The following is a 17,235-nucleotide window of genomic DNA, read 5'->3' as shown; positions in this document are numbered from 1 at the left end:
CTCCGCCATGTGTCCCCCGTCAGCCATCCGTCCCCGCCTTTCTGCGCCGGTGGAACCGGCCTCGGGCCTTGCGTCGTTGGTCCTGGTCCGCGTCGTCCGCCGGGCCCGGGCCGATCGCCTCTTCGGCCGGCCCGGTGTCCCCCATGTGCGCGGCGAGCGCGGCGATGGTCGGGTACGCGAACAGCTCCACCAGGCGGGGCGGGGTGATCCCGGCGCCCAGCTCGGCGAGGCGCGCGTGCACCCGGATGAGCAGCAGGGAGTTGCCTCCCGCGTCGAAGAAGTTCTCGTGGATCCCGATCCGGTCCACTCCGAGCACCGAGCACCACACCGCGGCCAGCCGCTGTTCCAGCTCGCTGCGCGGAAGCACCCGGGCGGCGGCGGGCTCGGGCGCCGCGCTCTCCCGCCGCGCCGGGGCGGCGGCCAGCGCCCTGCGGTCCACCTTGCCGTTGGGAGTCAGCGGGAAGGCGGCCAGCGTGGAGAGGCGGTCCGGGACCATGTAGCCGGGCAGGCCGCGCGCCAGGTGCTCGCGGAGCCGGTCCAGGTCCGGCGGATCGCCGACCGGGGTGGCGGCCGGCAACTCGGCGTCCGGCAGACCGGGCCTGCGGCCGTAGACGATGCCCACTTCCAGCTCGTCGAGGATGGTGCGGCTCGCGGTCTCGAACCCGTGCCGCTCAAGCACGGCCAGGACCTGGTCCCGCCGGTCGTCGCCCTCGATCTCTACGGCGACCTGCCGTACGCGCCGCCAGTCGGCGTCGTCGAGACCCGCGAGCACGTCCAGCTCGGCCCGCTCCACGTCGACCTTCAACAGCCCTACGTCCGCCAGCCCGTGCTCGGCCATCAGCTCGTGCAGCGTGGTGAGCCGGCAGGTGAACTGTTCGTTGCGGTACTGGTCCGCGAGGAAGTCCTCGACGTCCGCGGCGTCGGCCGCGGGCATCAGCACCGCCGCTCGCCTGCGGTCGGCCTCCGGGTCGGCGTAGCGCCCGGAGAGGCCGGTCAGCGCCGGGTAGTACGTGAACTCCGCCGTGCCGGGGGAGTCCGCGAGGCCCGCGTTGACCAGCACCGCGTCGATGCCGTTGGCCCGTACGGTACGGCTCAGCCGGTCGAAGGTCGGCGGGATCGGCTCCACGGAGACGATCCGCGCGGGCCGGCAACTGCGGTGCACCCACAGCGTGGTGCCGCCGACGTTGGCCCCCGCGTCGAGCACGGTCATGCCGTCCCACAGCCGCAGGAAGCCGGCGCCCAGGTAGTCGCCGTCCTCGAAGATCTCCTTGTGGATCTCGGCCGCGGCCCGGTGGTCCCCCGTGGCGACCACTCCGCCGGACGGCAGCGGGATCAGCTCCGGATCGTCGCCCTCCACGGCGTCGAGCACGGCGCCGCGAGGACGTATCCACGCGGCGAGCGCCGCGCGGTCCCCCTCGCCCACCACACCGACGACCGCCCGGTCCACTCCCGGGAACGCCTCGATGTGCGCCTCGATCTCCCCGAGTTCGATGCGCCGCCCGCGCAGCTTGACCTGGTCGTCCAGGCGGCCCCGGTACTCGAGGACCCCGTCGGGGCGCAGCACCGCGAGGTCGCCCGTGCGGTACAGCCGGGCGCCGGGCGGCCCGAACGGATCGGGGACGAAGCGCTCCGCGGTCAGGTCCGGGCGCCGCCAGTAGCCGCGCACCACGCTGTCCCCGCCGATGAGCAGTTCGCCCGGGGTGCCCACCGGCACCGGCTCGCCCTCCGGGTCGACCAGGTGGAAGCGGGTGTTGGCCACCGGGCGCCCGATCGGCGGCGGGCCCTCCCCCGTCACCGGGTGCGTGCTGGACCAGATGGTGGTCTCGGTGGGGCCGTACATGTTGAGCACCCGGCCGAGGAGCACTTCGGAGAGACGGCCGGCGAGCGCGGCCGGGAAGGCCTCACCGCCGATCACCAGCTGCTCCAGCTTCCCCAGCGCGGCGAGGCCGCCGTCCGTCTCGGCCAGCGCGAGCGCCAGCGACGGCGTGCACTGCAGGTGCGTCGCGCCGTGCCGGGCCAGCTGGGCGAGGACCGACTGGTCCTCCTGCGGTTGCCCGCCGCCGGCCGCCGTCGCCCACTGGGCGCGCAGGGCGTCGAGTTGGGGCAGTGAGGACAGGACCTGCTCCGGGTCGATGCCGAAGTCGATGAGACAGGCGATCTCGTCGACCCCGGAGGCCGCGATGCGCTCCACCATCGGCCCGCACGACTGCGGCGAGCCGATGAGCCCCGCCTCGTCGGCGAACCGGTCGTAGTAGCGCTCCAGGAGCACATCGAGCTCCTCCCGCGCCAGCGCCTCGATGTCCGCCGCGTCCGCACTGCTCAGGAGCCGCTTCACCAGCCCCAGCGAGCTGCGCAGATAGTCGACGAACGGCTTCTTCGCCAGCTCCCGCACCGCCTGGGCGTCGCTGCCCACCGCCGTGTGCACCATCAGCGCCACCCGGCCCCGGCCGGGGTGTCCCGCCTCGTCCCAGGCCTTGCGGTAGCGGGCCACCTTCTCGGCCAGCTCCTCGAGGCTCTGGCCGAGCAGGTGGGTCAGGAGGTTGACGCCCGCGCGGCCCGCCGCCTCGAAGGTGGCCACATCACCGGAGGAGGTGAGCCAGGCGGGCAGTTCGCCGCGGGCCGGGCGCGGATACGACCCCACCTCGATGGTGGCGCCCGCTCCGTTGACCCGCTCGACCTTCTCGCCGCGCCACAGCGCGCGCACGGTGTCCATGCCCTCCATGAGGACCCGCTTGCGGTCGGCGTGCCGGTCGGGGGCGAGCACGAAGTCGTCGGCCAGCCAGCCGGAGGCGAAGGACACCTCGGCCCGGCCGCCCGAGATCCCGTCCACCACCGCCCATTCCTCGGCGACCCGCAGCGGGTCCTGGAGCGGCAGCACCACACTGCCCGCGCGGACGGCGATCCGCCGGGTCACCGCGGCGACGGCGGCGCCGGTCACGGACGGGTTCGGGTAGAGCCCGCCGAAGGGGTTGAAGTGCCGCTCGGGCGTCCACACCCCCGCGAAGCCGTGCCCGTCCGCGAACTTGGCGCCCTCCAGGAGCAGCCGGTACGGCTCGGGGCCCTGCTCGCCCTCCGCGCTGGCGAAGTAGAACAGGCTGAAGTCCACCGAGGGGCGGGGCGCCTCCCGCTCCTCGCCCTGGAGGACGACGGTGACGCCGCGGGCCAGCGTCCAGAGCAGTTCGAGGCCGGCGATGTCGAACGAGATGCTGGTGGTCGCCAGCCACACCGAGCCCTCGGCCGCGGTGATGTGCTCGTCCATCGCGTACAGGAAGTTGGTCAGGGCCCGGTGCGGCACCGTGACGCCCTTGGGGGTGCCGGTGGAACCGGAGGTGTAGATGACGTACGCGGGGTTCTCCGGCAGCACCCCGGAGCCGGTGGTGCCGTCCCCGGCGACGGTTTCGCCACCGGAGCCGTCCCCGTCGAGCGGCTCCGCCCCGGTCAGGACGATCGAGGCCCCGGAGTCACCGAGCATCTGCTGCCTGCGCCGCTCGGGGTAGTCCGGGTCCACCGGCACATAGGCGGCCCCCGACTTGAGTACGGCGAGCAGCGCGACCGGCAGCTCCTCGGTACGGCGCATCGCCACGGCGACCAGCTGCTCGGGACCGGCGCCCCTGGCGATCAGCGAGCGGGCCAGCCGGTCGGAGCGGGAGTCCAGTTCGGCGTAGGAGAGCCGGACGTCGCCGTGGACCACGGCGGTCGCCTCCGGGGTGCGCCGGGCCTGCTCGGCGATCCGCTCGTGCACGAGCTCGGCGCGAGGGTACTCCCGCGCGGTGTCGTTGAGCCGGCGCACGGCCTCGGCGTCGGCCCCGGTCGCCAGCGGCAACCGCGCGATCGGCGTCCCGGGCTCGGCGAGGGCGCCGGTCAGCAGGGTCGTCAACTGCTCGGCGTAGCGCTCGATCGTGCCCGCGTCGAACAGATCGGTGTTGTACTCCAGGACCCCGGTGGCACCGGAGGCGTGCCGCTCCACGGTCAGGATCAGATCGAGGGGCACCGTGCCGATGTCGAGCGGCACCTGCTCGGCGTCCAGACCCGGCAGCCGCAGGGTGCGGCCCTCGCTCTCGTACCACGCGAACATCAGCTGGACGATGGGGGAGTGGCTGAGCTGGCGGGACGGCTGGAGCTCGTCGACCAGCTTCTCGAAGGGCACGTCGGCGTACGGATAACAGGCGAGGGCATCGGCCCGCACCCGGTCGACGAGCTCACCGAACGACAGGGCGCCGTCCACCTGACTGCGGATCGGCAGCGTGTTCGTGAAGGAGCCCACCACCCGCTCCAGGGCGGGGTCGGGCCGGTCCGTCACCGGGGTGCCCACGACCAGGTCGCCGCGCCCGGTGCCGCGGTGCACGAACGCCAGGAACACGGCGAGCATCGTCATGAAGGGGGTGGCCCCGCGCTCCGCGCCGAACCGGACGAGCGCCGAGGCCAGCTCCTCGCCCAGCTCGAACCGGTGCGTGGCCCCCGCGTAGCTCTGCATGGCGGGGCGGGTGCGGTCGGCGGGGAGCTCAAGCAGCTCGGGGGCGCCCGCGAGGTGCTCGCGCCAGAAACCGAGCCCCTCCTCCAGCGCCTGCGCGGTCAGCTGCTCGCGCTGCCACGTCGAGTAGTCCGCGTAGTGCAGGGCGGGCTCCTCGGCGGGCTCGCCACCGCCGTAGTGAGTGCTCACCTCCTCGGCGACGAGCTCCATCGACGCTCCGTCGGCGACGATGTGATGCACCGCCAGGAGCAGGACGTGATCCTCGGCGCCGAGCCGGACGAGCACCGCTCGCAGCAGCGGCGCACGGCTCAGGTCGAACGGCCGTGCGACCGCGGCGCGCAGCAGGGAAGGCAGCTCCTCCTCGGTGCCTTCCAGCCGCTCGAGCACCACGTCGACGGAGTCCTCCACCACCTGGAAGGCGGTCCCTGACACCTCGGCGAAGCGGGTGCGAAGCGCCTCGTGGCGGGCCACGACGGCCGCGACGGCCGACGTCAGCGCGGCCTCGTCCAGCGCGCCGCGCAGCCGTACCGCCACGTGCACCAGGGGGGACGCCTCGTCGGGCGCCATCTGGGCCAGGAACCAGAAGCGTTCCTGGGAGAAGGACATGCGGGCACTGCGTATTTCCGACATGCGTCAGCTCTCCTCTGCTCTGTCTTCGTCGAGCAGCTCGGCCAGGGTGCGGCGCGCCGCGGGGCGCAGCGGCGCGACGCCGGAAGATGGTCTGTCCTGCCCCGCACTCGCGGTGGCGGTGGCCAGGGCCGTGTCCACGGCCGCTGCCAGGTCGCCGATCGTCCCCGGTCGCAGGACCAGCGGGAGCAGGGTCGGCACGGGCAGCGCGCGGGCCTTGGAGAGCCTGCGGGCGAGCCGGGCCGCCTTCAGTGAATCGCCGCCCAGCTCGAAGAACTTGTCCTCCACGGTCAGTTCACGGATGTCGAGCAGCTCACCGAGGAGCTCCGCCACGAGCCGCTCGGTCCCGGTCCGCGGTGCCCGGCCGCGAGTGGCGCTCGGCTGTGCGAGGTCGGGCAGCCGGTCGGCGTCGAGCTTGCCGTTCGGCGACAGCGGCAGCTCGGGCAGGACCACGAACCGGCCCGGCACCAAGGACTGCGGCAACGTTTCTGCCAGGAAGGCGCGCAGCCCGTCGAGGTCGAAGCCGTCCGCGTCCGGCACCGCCACGTACGCGACCAGGCCGCCGTCGCGCACCCGGACATGGGCGGCGCTCACCGCGGGGTGCCGCTCGGCCACGGCCTCGATCTCGCCCGGCTCCACCCGCAGCCCGTTCAGCTTGATCTGCTTGTCGGCGCGGCCCGCGAAGACCAGATCGCCGTCGGCACGGCGGTACGCCAGATCCCCGGTGCGGTACATCCGGCTGCCGGGCGGGCCAAGCGGGTCGGGGCGGAACCTGTCGGCGGTCTGCGCGGGATCGCCGAGGTAGCCGCGGGCCAGGCCGTCCCCGGCGATCCACAGCTCTCCCGTGACGCCTGCGGGGACAGGGATGCCCGCCGCGTCCAGTACGTGCAGCCGTACGTTCTGAAGGGCCCGGCCGATCGGCAGGCTCTTGGCCTCGGTGAGCTCCTCGGGCAGGGGGACCGGCACGGCGTACATGCTGGCGCTGACGCTCGCCTCGGTCGGGCCGTAGGCGTTGACGACCAGGCAGTCCTGCCGCAGGCGTCCGGCCAGCCGGCGGTAGGCCTCGACGGAGACCGCCTCGGCGCCGACACTGATGCCGCGCAGCTCAAGGCCGGACCGCCGGGCCGCCTCCGGCACCATGTACGGCGCGAGGAACGTGCTCTCGATGCGGTGCTCGACCAGCCAGTCCAGATGGTCCTCGGGCGTGGTGCGGGCCCGGTCGGGCGCCAGATGCACCTCGGCGCCGCGCGCGAGGGCGGGGAACATCGCGTACACCGAGGCGTCGAAGCTGAAGCTCGCCCACACCGCGGCCCGGCAGCCACGCGGCACCAGCGCGTCGTAGTGCGGGTCGGTGATCAGGTTCACGACCCCGGCGTGCGGGATGACGACGCCCTTGGGCCGGCCGGTGGAGCCCGAGGTGTAGATCACGTACGCGGGATGGCGGGGATCGACCGGCGTGTGCAGGTCGTCGCCGGGCAGCTCCCGGGTGTCCGGCAGCTCTCCGGAGAGCACCACGGCCGCCTTGGAGTGCGACAGCATGAACTCCCGCCGCTCCCGCGGGTAGGTGGGGTCCACCGGAAGGTAGGCGCCGCCCGCCTTGAGCGTGGCGAGGATCGCGACCGGCACGTCCAGGCCGCGTTCGAGCGACAGGGCGACAATGCGCTCCGGGCCGACGCCGAGGGACGTGAGGTGGCGGGCGAGCCGGTTGGCCCGGGTGTTCAGTTCGGCATAGCTCAGCCGGTCGCCCTCGTGGACGAGCGCGGTGGCCTCCGGGGTGCGCCGGGCCTGCTCCTCGACGACCTCGTGCAACAGCCGCGGGGCGTCCGGCGCCAGGTCCTTCGCGGTGGCGTTGAGCCGCCGCAGCTCCTCGTGCTCCGGTGCGGTGAGCAGCGGCAGCGCGGAGAGCGGGGTGCGCGGCGCCGAGACCGCGCCGCGCACCAGCGTGGTCAGGTGCCCGGTCAGCCGGTCGATGCTCTGTTCGTCGAAGAGGTCCGTGCCGTAGATCACGGCTCCCGCGATGCTGCCGTCGGGCCGGCGCTCCAGGGTGAAGGTCAGGTCGAACTGCGTGGCGCTGAAGCCCGAGGGCAGCGGCTCGCGCTCCACTCCGGGCAGGTCGAGCCCCTCGCCGGGCATGGTGTGCAGCGAGAACAGGACCTGGACCAGCGGGCTGTGGCTGAGACTGCGGGACGGAGCCAGCTCCGCCGTCAGCCGCTCGAACGGCACCTCCTGGTGGGTGAACGCCGACAGCGAGGTCTCCCGCACCCGGCCGAGCAGCTCGGCGAAGGTCGGGTCGCCGCCCAGCGAGGTGCGCAGCGCCAGCGTGTTGACCAGGAAGCCGACGACCCGGTCCAGCTCCGGCCGCAGCCGGCCCGCGACGGGCGAGCCGACGACGAGGTCGTCGATCCCGGTGTACCGGTGCAGCACCGCCTTGACGCCGCTGAGCAGCACCATGAACAGGCTGGCCTCGTGCTCCCTGGCCAGCGCGTCCAGATCCGTGACCAGTTCGGCGGGCAGCGTGAAGTGGTGCGTGGCGCCGCGGAAGGACTGCACCGCGGGGCGCGGCCGGTCGGTGGGCAGCGGCAGCAGATCGGGCGCACCGGCCAACTGCTCGCGCCAGTAGGCCATTTGACCGGCCAGGTCCCCGTCTCCGGAGCCCGTGGTCCCACCGGGCGCCCCGGCCGCTCCCGCGCCCTCCAGCCGCCGGCGCTGCCACTCGGCGAAGTCGCGGTAACTGAGCGGGGGCTCGGCGGGCAACGGGCGCCCCGCGTACAGCGCGCTCAGATCCTCGAAGAGGATCCGCAGCGACCCGGCGTCCGCGATGATCTCGTGCACGGTGAGCTGGAGTACGTGGTCGTCCTCCCCCAACGGCACCAGCAGGGCCCGAAGCAGCGGCGCGCTGCCCAGGTCGAAGGGCCGGTACGCCTCCTCGTCGAGCGTGCTCCGCAGCCCGGCCTCGTCCTCGGGCCGGTGCGCCTTAGCCGTACGCAGCTCCAGCCGGACCTCGTCGGCCACGACCGCGAGCCGCGTCTCCCCGGAGCTGTCGAAGGAGGTGCGCAGCGCGTCGTGCCGCGCCGCGAGGGCGGTCAGCGCGCGGCGCAGCGCCTCGGTGTCGAGCGGGCCGCGCAACCGGTAGGCGAAGGCGTTGTTGTAGGCCGTGTTGCCCGGCTTCAGCTCGTCCAGGAAGAGGAACTGCTCCTCGCCGAACGAGGGCAGGCCCCGCGTCGGGTCCGCGCGCCGGGGCACCGCCGCGGCCATCGCGGGGGCCTCGCCGTCGCCCTGGGCCTGCCGGACGGCCTCGGCCAGCTGCGCCACGGTCCGGCCCTCGAACATCAATCGCATCGGGAGCTCGATGCCGTACGTCTCCCGGATGCGCGCGACCACTTGGGTGGCGATCAGGGAGTGGCCGCCCAGGTCGAAGAAGTTGCGGTCGGTGGCCACCTCGTCGACGCCCAGGGCCTCGGCCCACATCCCGCGATCACCTCCTCGACGGAGTCCGCGCCGCCCGCGCGCCGTCCGCGGCGGCGCGCGCCGAGGGCGCGGGCAGCGCGGCACGGTCGGCCTTGCCGTTCGGCGTCAGCGGAATGCGGTCCAGTACGACCAGGGAGCTCGGCACCAGCTGAGCGGGCAGCCTGCCACGTACGAACTCGCGTACGGCATAGGACAGTTCACCGGTGGCTTCGTCCGTCAGTTCATCGGCGGCTTCGTCCGCCGTCTGCTCGGCCGGCACCACATAGCCGACGAGGCGCCGGTCGCCCGGTCGGTCCTCGCGCACGGTGGCGACGGCCGCGACCACCGCGGGGTGCGCCCGCAGCGCCTCCTCGACCTCGCCGAGCTCGATGCGGAAGCCACGGATCTTCAGCTGGCCGTCCAGCCGCCCGCCGAACTCCAGGACTCCGTCCGGCCGCCTGGTCGCGCGGTCCCCGCTGCGGTACATCCGTGCCCCGCCACCCGCGAAGGGGTCGGGCAGGAAGGAGGCGGCGGTGCGGTCGGGCCGGCGCCAGTACCCGTAACTCAGGCCGGTACCGCCGATGTACAGCTCGCCCGGCGTGCCGTCGGGGACCGGCTCCAACCGCTCGTCCAGCACGTACAACCGCGTCTGGTCGATCTCGGTGCCGATCGGGACGGCGTCCGCCTCGGCGGGCAGCGCGGCCGTGTCGTAGACGGCGGAGAAGGTGCTGGCCTCGGTGGGGCCGTAGCCGCTGAGCAGGCGCCCGCCGGCCGGCAGGTGCTCACGGGCGGCCCGGACGCTGCCGGGGTCGGCCGCCTCGCCTCCGATGATCAGCTGGGGCACGGTGGCGAAGGCGCTCGGCTCGTTCCTGATCACCTCGTTGAACAGGGAGGTGGTGACGAACACCGTGCTGAGCCGCTGCTTTTGGACGAACTCCTTCAGGTGGCGCGGGGAGATCATCACCTCCCGGTCGATGGCCACCAGGCAGGCGCCGTTGAGCAGCGCCATCCAGATCTCGAGGACGCTGGCGTCGAAGGAGAGGTTGCCGCCGAAGCCGACCCGGTCCTCGGGCGTGAGCCGCAGGTAGCAGGTGTCCACCACCAGCCTGATGACGGCCTTCTGGGTGGTGAGCACCCCCTTGGGGCGGCCCGTGGAGCCGGAGGTGTACATCATGCAGGCGGGCTGGGCCGCCGACTGCCGGCCGGGGCGCTCCCCGGCACACGCCGCGATCAGCTCGGCGTCGCCGTCCAGCCGCACCACGGGGGTGGCGTCCCAGGGCAGCAGCTTGTCGTGCGGCTGACGCGTGACGACGAGGTCGAGCACGGCGTCCTGGGCCATCCAGGCGAGCCGCTCGGCCGGGTACGAAACATCCAACGGTACACAGACCGCGCCGCACTTGAGCGCGGCCAGCGTGGCCAGCACCATGTCGGACCGCCGGTCGGTGCAGACACCGACGAAGGCCCCCGGCCGCACTCCCCGGTCGATCAAATGGGCGGCCAGCCGATTCGCGCGGACGTCGAGCTCCGCGTAACTCCACTCGTGCGTATCGAAGATGATGGCCGGCCGCGCAGGCGCGGAATCGACGTGTTTCTCGAAAAGCCCCGCGAGAGTGGGCAGGTGAGCCCGAAACATAACATCCGTCCGATCGTGGGGTATTGAAGCAGTCGGTGTTTGAAGCCAGATGCTTACAGGGGCCGTTCGCCAGATCAAGATCTGGACTTCCCGGCTTGAACACTGCATGATCTCGGTCGAGACGGGGGCGGGGTGACAGCTCCACTCGCCGTAGTTCCGACCAATGGAGGACGCGTGTGACCAGTGCGGACACTTCCGAGCAGGTCGATGCGCGACTGGACCGGCCGCTGCTGGTGCTGGGCGCTCTCATGGCCGCGGGCACGTTCGCGGCCGCCCTGGACGCGACCATCGTTTCGCTGGCACTGGACAGTATTCGTTCGGAATTCAACACTCCGATTGAGACGATCCAATGGATTATCACCGGCTATCTCCTCGGAATCGCGACAATAATCCCGGTGACCGGCTGGGCTGTCGACCGTTTCGGCGCACGGACCATGTGGCTGACGGCGATGGGGCTTTTTCTCGCCGCCTCACTGCTTTGCGGAATTGCTTGGTCCGCTCCTTCCCTGATCGTTTCCCGCGTGATCCAGGGATTCGGCGGCGGCATGATCGTGCCGATAGCCCAGGCCGTCCTGGCCCGCGCGGCTGGGCCGTCCCGGGTGGGCCGGATCATGGCCCTGGTGACCATTCCCACCCAGTTCGCCTCAGTGATCGGCCCGACCCTGGGCGGCCTGCTGGTGGAGACGACGACCTGGCGCTGGATCTTCTACCTCAACCTGCCCATCTGCCTGATCGCCGGTGTACTGGCGGCCAGGCTCCTGCCGCCCGACGAGCCCCAGCGCGAGGCACGCCTCGACCTCAGGGGCCTGCTGATGCTCTCCCCGGGCCTCGCCCTGCTGGTCTTCGGCGTCTCCCGGGTGGCCGACGGCACGACGGCGGTGCTCGTCCCGGTCGCCGCGGGCGCCGTACTGCTGGCGGGTTACGTGGTGCACGCCCGCACCACCCCGCACCCCCCGGTCATCGACCTGCGGCTCTTCTCCACCCGCTGGTTCCGGACACTGGCCGCGATCATGCTGGTGTACGGAGGCTTCTTCTTCGGCGCGGTCTATCTCTTCCCGCTCTACTTCCAGCAGGCCAGGGGCCATTCGGCGCTCCAGGCCGGCCTTGAGGTGGCGCCCCAGGGCATCGGTCTGCTGCTGATGGTGTTCCTGGGCGGCTCCCTGGCCGACAAGCTGGGCCCCCGGCCGGCCATGCTGGGCGGCCTCGGCCTGCTGGCACTGGGGACGCTCGTGTACACGCAGCTGCCCGCCGACCCGCCGATGTGGCTCCTGCTGACCGCGCTGGCGGTACGCGGCGCGGGCGTGGGCCTGTGCGTCGGCCCGCTGATGGCCGCCGTCTTCCAGGGCGGGTTGCCGAAGGCGTCGATACCGCGGGCCACGACGGCCGTGAACATCCTGCAACGCGTGGGCGGTTCGTTCGGCACGGCCCTGTTCGCCGTGGTGCTGACGAGCCAGGCGGGTGACCAGCATGACGCCACGCCCGCGGACTTCAGCCATACGTTCTGGTGGGTGGCGGGCCTGATCGTCCTGGCCCTGGCGCTCACGCTGACGCTGCGGCGCGGGCATCCGGCCGGGGCGGCGGCGGGGGACGACTGAGCGGAGGCTTCGGGCGCTCGGGCTGACGCCGCACCGAGCCGGTCGTGCCAGGTACGCACGCTGCGTCGACCGGAGTTGCCGCTCGGCCACAGAGGACTTGACCCCGGTTGCTCAGCTGACTCTCCGGTGCGCGGCGTCGGTGCGCGGCGTCGGCGTGAGAGCGAGCACGCCGACGCCGCGCACCGGCGTGTGCGCTGTCAGCGTGAGCGGGCTGACTCCCAGTGCCGCAGCGATGCCGGGTCGACGGCTTCACAGGCACACGACGCCATGCCAACGTCCGGACTCGGCCCGAAGGTTGAGACTCATGCTGAGAGGCGGTGGCGCCTCGGCGGGCTGCCGGTCGCAGGGCGACGTACGTGTCCTGCGTGATCCGGCGGGGCACCCCCTTCTGTCTGTTCGTGCGCGCGGGCGCCGTCCGTGTCCCGCCGGGGAGGCTACGCGGTCGGCCGGGGGGCGATTCGCTTCTGACGGCAACCTTTCCGCCCTGCCGGTGGTCAAGTGTGTTTTGGCGTCGGTGACGTGCGAGGTCCCGTGAAGCGGCTGGAGCAAGGGCAACGGAAGGCGCAGACGTCGCGGCTCGTGGCGGCGTCGAGGGCCGGGCGGGACAGAGCCATGGCCCGCGGACCTCGGACCCCGGCGCCCACGGCGGTGCGCGTCGCCGGGCGTCCGCTGGCGTACGCCGCCGCGGCACTGGCCACCGTACTGGTGGCGTCAGGGTGCGGCACCGCGGATCGTCCGGCCGAAGGCGGCGGCGACAAGGAGGGGCAGCACGCCGCCCGGTCGCGGGCCGAGCGGCCGCCGGCCGGGAAGCCCTCGGCGCGCCCACGCCCCGGTGACCTCAACGGCGACGGCTACGACGACTTCGCGGCGATGGTGGCGGGCCGGAGCCTGGTGGTGGTGTACGGCTCGGCGGCCGGACTGGACCCGCGCCTGCGCACCGTGGTCCCCCAGCCGGCCGCGAAGACGGGGCCGGAGGAGACGCGGCTGTTCCGCGCCGATCTGGACCACGACGGCTACACCGACCTCGTCCAGGCACCCGAGCACCGCGGAGCGACCGTGCTCTGGGGCGGTCCGCGCGGCGTGGGCGATCCGCAGCCGCTCGCCGGGGCGCCGAGAAGCCCGACGGCCACCGGTGACTTCGACGGGGACGGCAACGCCGACCTGTTCGTCCCGGGCGGCGCCACGGGCCCGGAGGGCACGGTCTGGTACGGCCCCCTCAAACGCGACGGCGCGCCCGCCCGCCGCCAGGATCTGACCAACGGCCGTTGGCCGGACTCGATCCCGGCCCGCTCCCTGGCCGGTGACTTCGACGGGGACGAGGCCACCGACCTGGCACTGTGGTTCCACGGGAGCGACCCGCGGATGGAGGGCGACGGCGATGTGACGGTCAGAGGTCTGCACTATCTGCGCGGCGGACCCCGAGGGCTGACGGCGCCCGAGCGCCGGGAGCGGCCGGACCCGGGCATGGAAGGACAGCCGGGCGACGTGGACGGCGACGGCATCGACGACCTGTACGGGGCGAGCTTCCTCGCGTCAAAGAAGAAGCTGAGCGCCGGATACCGGCTCAGCACCCGCTCCGGACCCGAGAGCGGCAAGCGGGACTGGGTGAGCACCGGCCCCGCGCCGGGACTGACCGACACGACGCAGTACGGCGGCATGGGCGGCACCGCCCTCGGCGACGTCACCGGCGACGGCAGGACCGATCTGGTCACTTCGGCGACCGGCGCCAACGACAGCAACGGCGTCGTCTGGCTGGTCCCCGACCTGCTCGCGGCGGAAACCGGGGCCGTGCGCGCGACCAGCCTGGACAGCCCGGGCGTTCCGGGCAGCGACACCCCCGCCCCCGCCCGGGGCCCGACCCGCAACCACATCACCGTCGTCGGCCCACTCCTGGACACCGACGGGGACGAGCACCTGGACGTGGTGGTCGGCGCCCCCGGCTTCCTGGACACGAAGAAGCGGGACCTGGACGCCTTCTGGGTGCTGCGCGGCACGGGGGAGGGGCTGCGGTACCAACGCCACTTCACGGCCCGGGAATTGGGCTGAGGGACGGCGCCGTCGCAGGGCTCAGCGCCCGGCCGTGCCGTCGGTCAGTTCCCGCAGGATGTCGGCGCGGCCCGCGTGACGTGCCGTCTCCTCCATGAGGTGGGTCAGTGTCCAGCGACGGGACGGGGCTCGTCTGCCGTGTCCGGCCGGACGGGGGCCCGCTGCTCCGAGGTCGTCCCAGGACGCGATCTGTTCGTTCGCCGCGGCGTTGGTCTCCCGGTAGGCGGCGAGGACGGTCTCGGCGGTGTCGCCCGGGGTGGGCCGGAACGTCGCTGCCAGTCCCGGACGCTCTCACCGAGCAGCCAGTGGCGCTCCACGTAGGTGAGGTGCCTGACGAGCCCGAGCAGATTCGTCCCCGACGGCACACCGGGGGCGCGGGCCCGGGTCTCCGGCAGGCCCTCGGCCTTGGCCGTGGCGCAGACGCGCAGATAGTCGAGGAAGCCGGTGAGTACGTCCTTCTCGCCGGGGCCGGTCGACGGCGGACCGGCGTCCCGTTTCCGACCGACGCTCATCGCCGCGCCCCGGGGTCCGGCCGTCCGCCCTGGACCGCGCCCACGTGCCGCGGACCGCCGCGGGATCGGAGCACCCGGGCGGCCGGCTCGTCGTCGGCCGTGGCTCCACGGCGCCGTGGTCGTGGAGCCGCGACCCCGACGTCGGCTGCCCGTCGCCCCCGGAAGCGGCCGAGGAACCGGCACCCGACGCCTCGGAGCGGTCGCTCGAACGTGCCGGCACCCCTCAACGGCCGGCCACGGGCCCCGAGGGCAGCAACGCGACCGTCGTCGGCCATGTGCTGGTCCTCCGCCGGGCGGGCACGCTGCTGGAACTCCCGCACGGCGCCGGCGGAGATGTCGGCCGCCGTCATCCGCCGGTCGCGGGCGGCGAACCAGAGGGTGTCCTCCCCGGCCGCGCACCCGGCGGGGGCCAGTGCCGTACCGCGGGCAGTTCGTCCCAGGAGTCGTCGGCCCTGTCTTGAGCGGTCATCTCTTCTCCCTCCCTCTCTTCTTCTCTCTCCTTCGCGAGGACTGTCGAGCACCCACGGACTGTTGAGCACGGAAAATTGCCGTTATGGCATGATCGGGCGGCGTGGCGGGCGAGACGGATCAGGTGCTGGACGCGGTCGGGCCCCGCCTGCGCGCCCTGCGGAAGCAGCGCGGGCTGACCCTGGCCGACCTGTCGACGGCGACGGGGACTTCGGAAAGCACGCTGTCCCGGCTGGAGAGCGGCGGGCGACGGCCGACCCTGGAACTGCTGCTGCCGCTGGCACGCGTGTACGGGGTGCCCCTCGACGACCTCGTCGGCGCCCCCCGGACCGGCGACCCGCGCATCCACCTGCGGCCGGTGCACCGCCACGGCATGACGTACATCCCGCTCACGCGCCGGGCCGGCGGGGTACAGGCGTTCAAGATGCTGATCCCGAGCCGCCCGGAACCGGCGCTCCCGACGCCGCAGACACACGGTGGCTACGAATGGGTGTACGTCCTCAACGGACGGCTGCGGCTCCTGGTCGGCGACCGCGACGTCGTCCTGTCGCCCGGCGAGGCCGCGGAGTTCGACACGGCGCTGCCGCACTGGCTCGGCTCGGCCGACGGGCACGCGGTCGAAACGCTCGTCCTGTTCGGCCCGCAGGGCGAGCGGGCACACGTACGCGCGCACCCCACCCGGTAGCCGGGGACCGGGACGCCGCCGCAGGCTTCCGCGGTCCGAAGTCCGGCCGACGGCTGTCTCCGCCGGGCGCATGGTTTTCGGCCGCCGGGGCAGGAGGAGGAACCTGCGGCAGGAAGCGGTGTGCCGGCCATGGCTGGAGGAGGCCGAGGTGTTCGAGGGGTTCCAGGAGACGCGGGTCGAAGTCGGCGAGGCGTCCCTCTTCGTCCGGTACGGCGGAGACGGCCCGCCGGTGGTGCTCCTGCACGGGCATCCCCGTACGTCGGCCACGTGGCACCGGGTCGCGCCACGGCTCGTGGCGGCCGGTCACACGGTCGTCTGCCCGGACCTGCGCGGCTACGGACGCTCCAGAGGGCCGCGGTTCACGGCGGATCACGCGGGCTACTCCAAGCGCGCCGTGGCCGGTGACGTGGTGGCCGTCATGCGCCGCCTCGGGCACCCGCGGTTCGCGCTGGCCGGACACGACCGCGGAGGCAGCGTGGCGCTGCGCCTCGTGCTCGACCACCCCGACGCCGTCTCGCGAGTGGCGTTCCTGGACTGTCTGCCGCTGACGGAGCATCTGTCGCGCGTCACCGCCGAGTTCGCCACGCAGTGGTGGCATTGGTTCTTCTTCGCGCAGCCGGACATCCCCGAACGGGTCATCACCGCCGACCCCGACAGCTGGTACCGCGGCGATCCGGAGGTCATGGGGGTGGAGAACCACGACGAGTGGCGGCGGGCCACCCGCGACCCCGACGTGGTGCGGGCGATGCTCGAGGACTACCGCGCCGGTCTCACCATCGACCGGCGGCACGAGGAAGCCGACCGGGAGGCCGGCACACGCGTCGACTGCCCGGCGCTGGTTCTCTGGTCGCTCAAGGACGACCTGGAGGACCTCTACGGCGATCCCCTCGCGATCTGGCGCCGGTGGGCGACGGACGTCCGCGGGCACGGCATCGACTCCGGGCACCATGTCGCCGAACAGGCACCCGAAGCCCTGGCCTCCGCACTCGCCGACTTCCTTCGGTGAGGCCCGCAAACGCGACCCGGTAAAGGGGTCACGCGTCCCTGCGTCTCAGGGACCACCACCCCGCAAGCACCGCCGCGCCCGTCCACAGCGCCGTCACCCCGAGACCCGCCCAGGGCGCGAGGTCGCTCGGCGGGTCCACGTACAGCACCTGCTGGCCGGCACGGTCGGGGAGGTAGTCGGCGAGGGAACCCGACGTCTCGCCCAGGATCATGGAGACGATGAGGATGAACGGGATCAGGATGCTGAGCACGGCGAGGCCGCTGCGCAGCACCGCCGTCAGGCCGGCCGCGAAGAGCGCCATCAGCGCGAGGGCGCGCAGCGCGTCCCCGTCGCCGAGGCTCAGCGCCGCGTCGCCCAGGAAGGCGCTGCCGCCGAGGAACGACACGAACGTCGTCACCAGGCCCATCACCAGGGCGAGCCCTGCCACGTTCGCGAGCTTCGCCGCGTAGAACAGGCTCCGGTTCGGCACCGCCGTCAGCGACGCGTGGATGGCTCCGCCCTGGTACTCGGACGACATGGCCATCGTGCCGAAGGAGATCGCCGCGATCTGGCCGAGGTTGAGACCGAGGAAGACGGAGAAGAGCGCGTCGAAGTCGGCGCTGTCCGCCTCGGAGTCGCCGAGCGCCGCGTTGGCCGCCACGGCGAAGCCGGCCGTGAGCAGGAAGACGGCCAGCAGCGACCACGCGGTGCCGCGCAGGGTCCTGATCTTGATCCACTCGGAGCGGAGTACGGCCGCGGTGGACAT

The 17,235-nt window shown here is 73.0% G+C and carries 9 protein-coding genes and 1 pseudogene; 5 read left to right on the top strand and 5 right to left on the bottom strand.

The features are described from left to right. Positions 1-19: 19 nt before the first annotated feature. Genes KKZ08_RS01595 through KKZ08_RS01585 form a run of 3 tightly spaced genes read right to left on the bottom strand, consistent with a single transcriptional unit; the run spans position 20 to position 10,178 of the window. Positions 20-5,101, bottom strand: a complete 5,082-nt coding sequence (locus KKZ08_RS01595) for a MupA/Atu3671 family FMN-dependent luciferase-like monooxygenase (RefSeq protein WP_223772694.1) — start codon at positions 5,099-5,101, stop codon at positions 20-22. A gap of 3 nt (positions 5,102-5,104) precedes the next feature. Beyond that, positions 5,105-8,566: a non-ribosomal peptide synthetase gene (locus KKZ08_RS01590; RefSeq protein ID WP_223772693.1), complete on the bottom strand. Its 3,462-nt coding sequence runs from the start codon at positions 8,564-8,566 to the stop codon at positions 5,105-5,107. A 7-nt stretch (positions 8,567-8,573) separates the two neighbouring features. After that, a complete protein-coding gene (locus KKZ08_RS01585; protein ID WP_223772692.1) occupies positions 8,574-10,178 on the bottom strand; it encodes an amino acid adenylation domain-containing protein in 1,605 nt (534 codons plus the stop codon). Between the two features lie 176 nt (positions 10,179-10,354). Between KKZ08_RS01585 and KKZ08_RS01580 the strand changes: the two genes are divergently transcribed. Next, complete coding sequence (locus KKZ08_RS01580; RefSeq protein WP_223772691.1) at positions 10,355-11,773, top strand: DHA2 family efflux MFS transporter permease subunit; 1,419 nt, start codon at positions 10,355-10,357, stop codon at positions 11,771-11,773. A gap of 612 nt (positions 11,774-12,385) precedes the next feature. Beyond that, on the top strand, positions 12,386-13,819 hold the full coding sequence (locus KKZ08_RS01575) for an FG-GAP and VCBS repeat-containing protein (protein ID WP_223772690.1): 1,434 nt from the start codon (positions 12,386-12,388) through the stop codon (positions 13,817-13,819). A gap of 21 nt (positions 13,820-13,840) precedes the next feature. Here the strand turns inward: KKZ08_RS01575 and KKZ08_RS01570 are convergent. Then, positions 13,841-14,331 (bottom strand): annotated as a pseudogene (locus KKZ08_RS01570) (DinB family protein). A 44-nt stretch (positions 14,332-14,375) separates the two neighbouring features. Between KKZ08_RS01570 and KKZ08_RS38565 the strand changes: the two are divergent. The 3 genes from KKZ08_RS38565 (at position 14,376) to KKZ08_RS01555 (ending at position 16,490) form a co-directional block, all read left to right on the top strand. Beyond that, the gene (locus tag KKZ08_RS38565) at positions 14,376-14,792 is read left to right on the top strand and encodes a hypothetical protein (RefSeq protein ID WP_263303325.1); all 417 of its coding nucleotides are present in this window, start codon (positions 14,376-14,378) and stop codon (positions 14,790-14,792) included. 110 nt (positions 14,793-14,902) lie between these two features. After that, positions 14,903-15,484 carry an XRE family transcriptional regulator gene (locus tag KKZ08_RS01560; protein WP_223772688.1) on the top strand — a complete coding sequence of 194 codons (582 nt, stop codon included), beginning with the start codon at positions 14,903-14,905 and terminating at the stop codon, positions 15,482-15,484. A gap of 148 nt (positions 15,485-15,632) precedes the next feature. Then, positions 15,633-16,490: an alpha/beta hydrolase gene (locus KKZ08_RS01555; protein WP_223772687.1), complete on the top strand. Its 858-nt coding sequence runs from the start codon at positions 15,633-15,635 to the stop codon at positions 16,488-16,490. A gap of 28 nt (positions 16,491-16,518) precedes the next feature. On the opposite strand, the gene KKZ08_RS01550 is transcribed toward KKZ08_RS01555, so the two are convergent. Beyond that, positions 16,519-17,235 carry an ABC transporter permease gene (locus KKZ08_RS01550; RefSeq protein WP_223772686.1) on the bottom strand — a complete coding sequence of 239 codons (717 nt, stop codon included), beginning with the start codon at positions 17,233-17,235 and terminating at the stop codon, positions 16,519-16,521.

Source organism: Streptomyces sp. 135, assembly GCF_020026305.1.
In the GTDB taxonomy this organism is placed as follows: Bacteria; Actinomycetota; Actinomycetes; order Streptomycetales; family Streptomycetaceae; genus Streptomyces.
Note: the sequence above shows the minus strand (reverse complement) of the source record. Positions and strands in the feature narration are given on the sequence as shown.

What these genes read in the sequence shown, in the direction of transcription:
- KKZ08_RS01590 (WP_223772693.1), bottom strand. Translation starts at nt 8,566, where the DNA reads ATGTGGGCCGAGGCCCTGGGCGTCGACGAGGTGGCCACCGACCGCAAC.
- KKZ08_RS01550 (WP_223772686.1), bottom strand. Translation starts at nt 17,235, where the DNA reads ATGTCCACCGCGGCCGTACTCCGCTCCGAGTGGATCAAGATCAGGACC.
- KKZ08_RS01585 (WP_223772692.1), bottom strand. Translation starts at nt 10,178, where the DNA reads ATGTTTCGGGCTCACCTGCCCACTCTCGCGGGGCTTTTCGAGAAACAC.
- KKZ08_RS01575 (WP_223772690.1), top strand. Translation starts at nt 12,386, where the DNA reads ATGGCCCGCGGACCTCGGACCCCGGCGCCCACGGCGGTGCGCGTCGCC.
- KKZ08_RS01595 (WP_223772694.1), bottom strand. Translation starts at nt 5,101, where the DNA reads ATGTCGGAAATACGCAGTGCCCGCATGTCCTTCTCCCAGGAACGCTTC.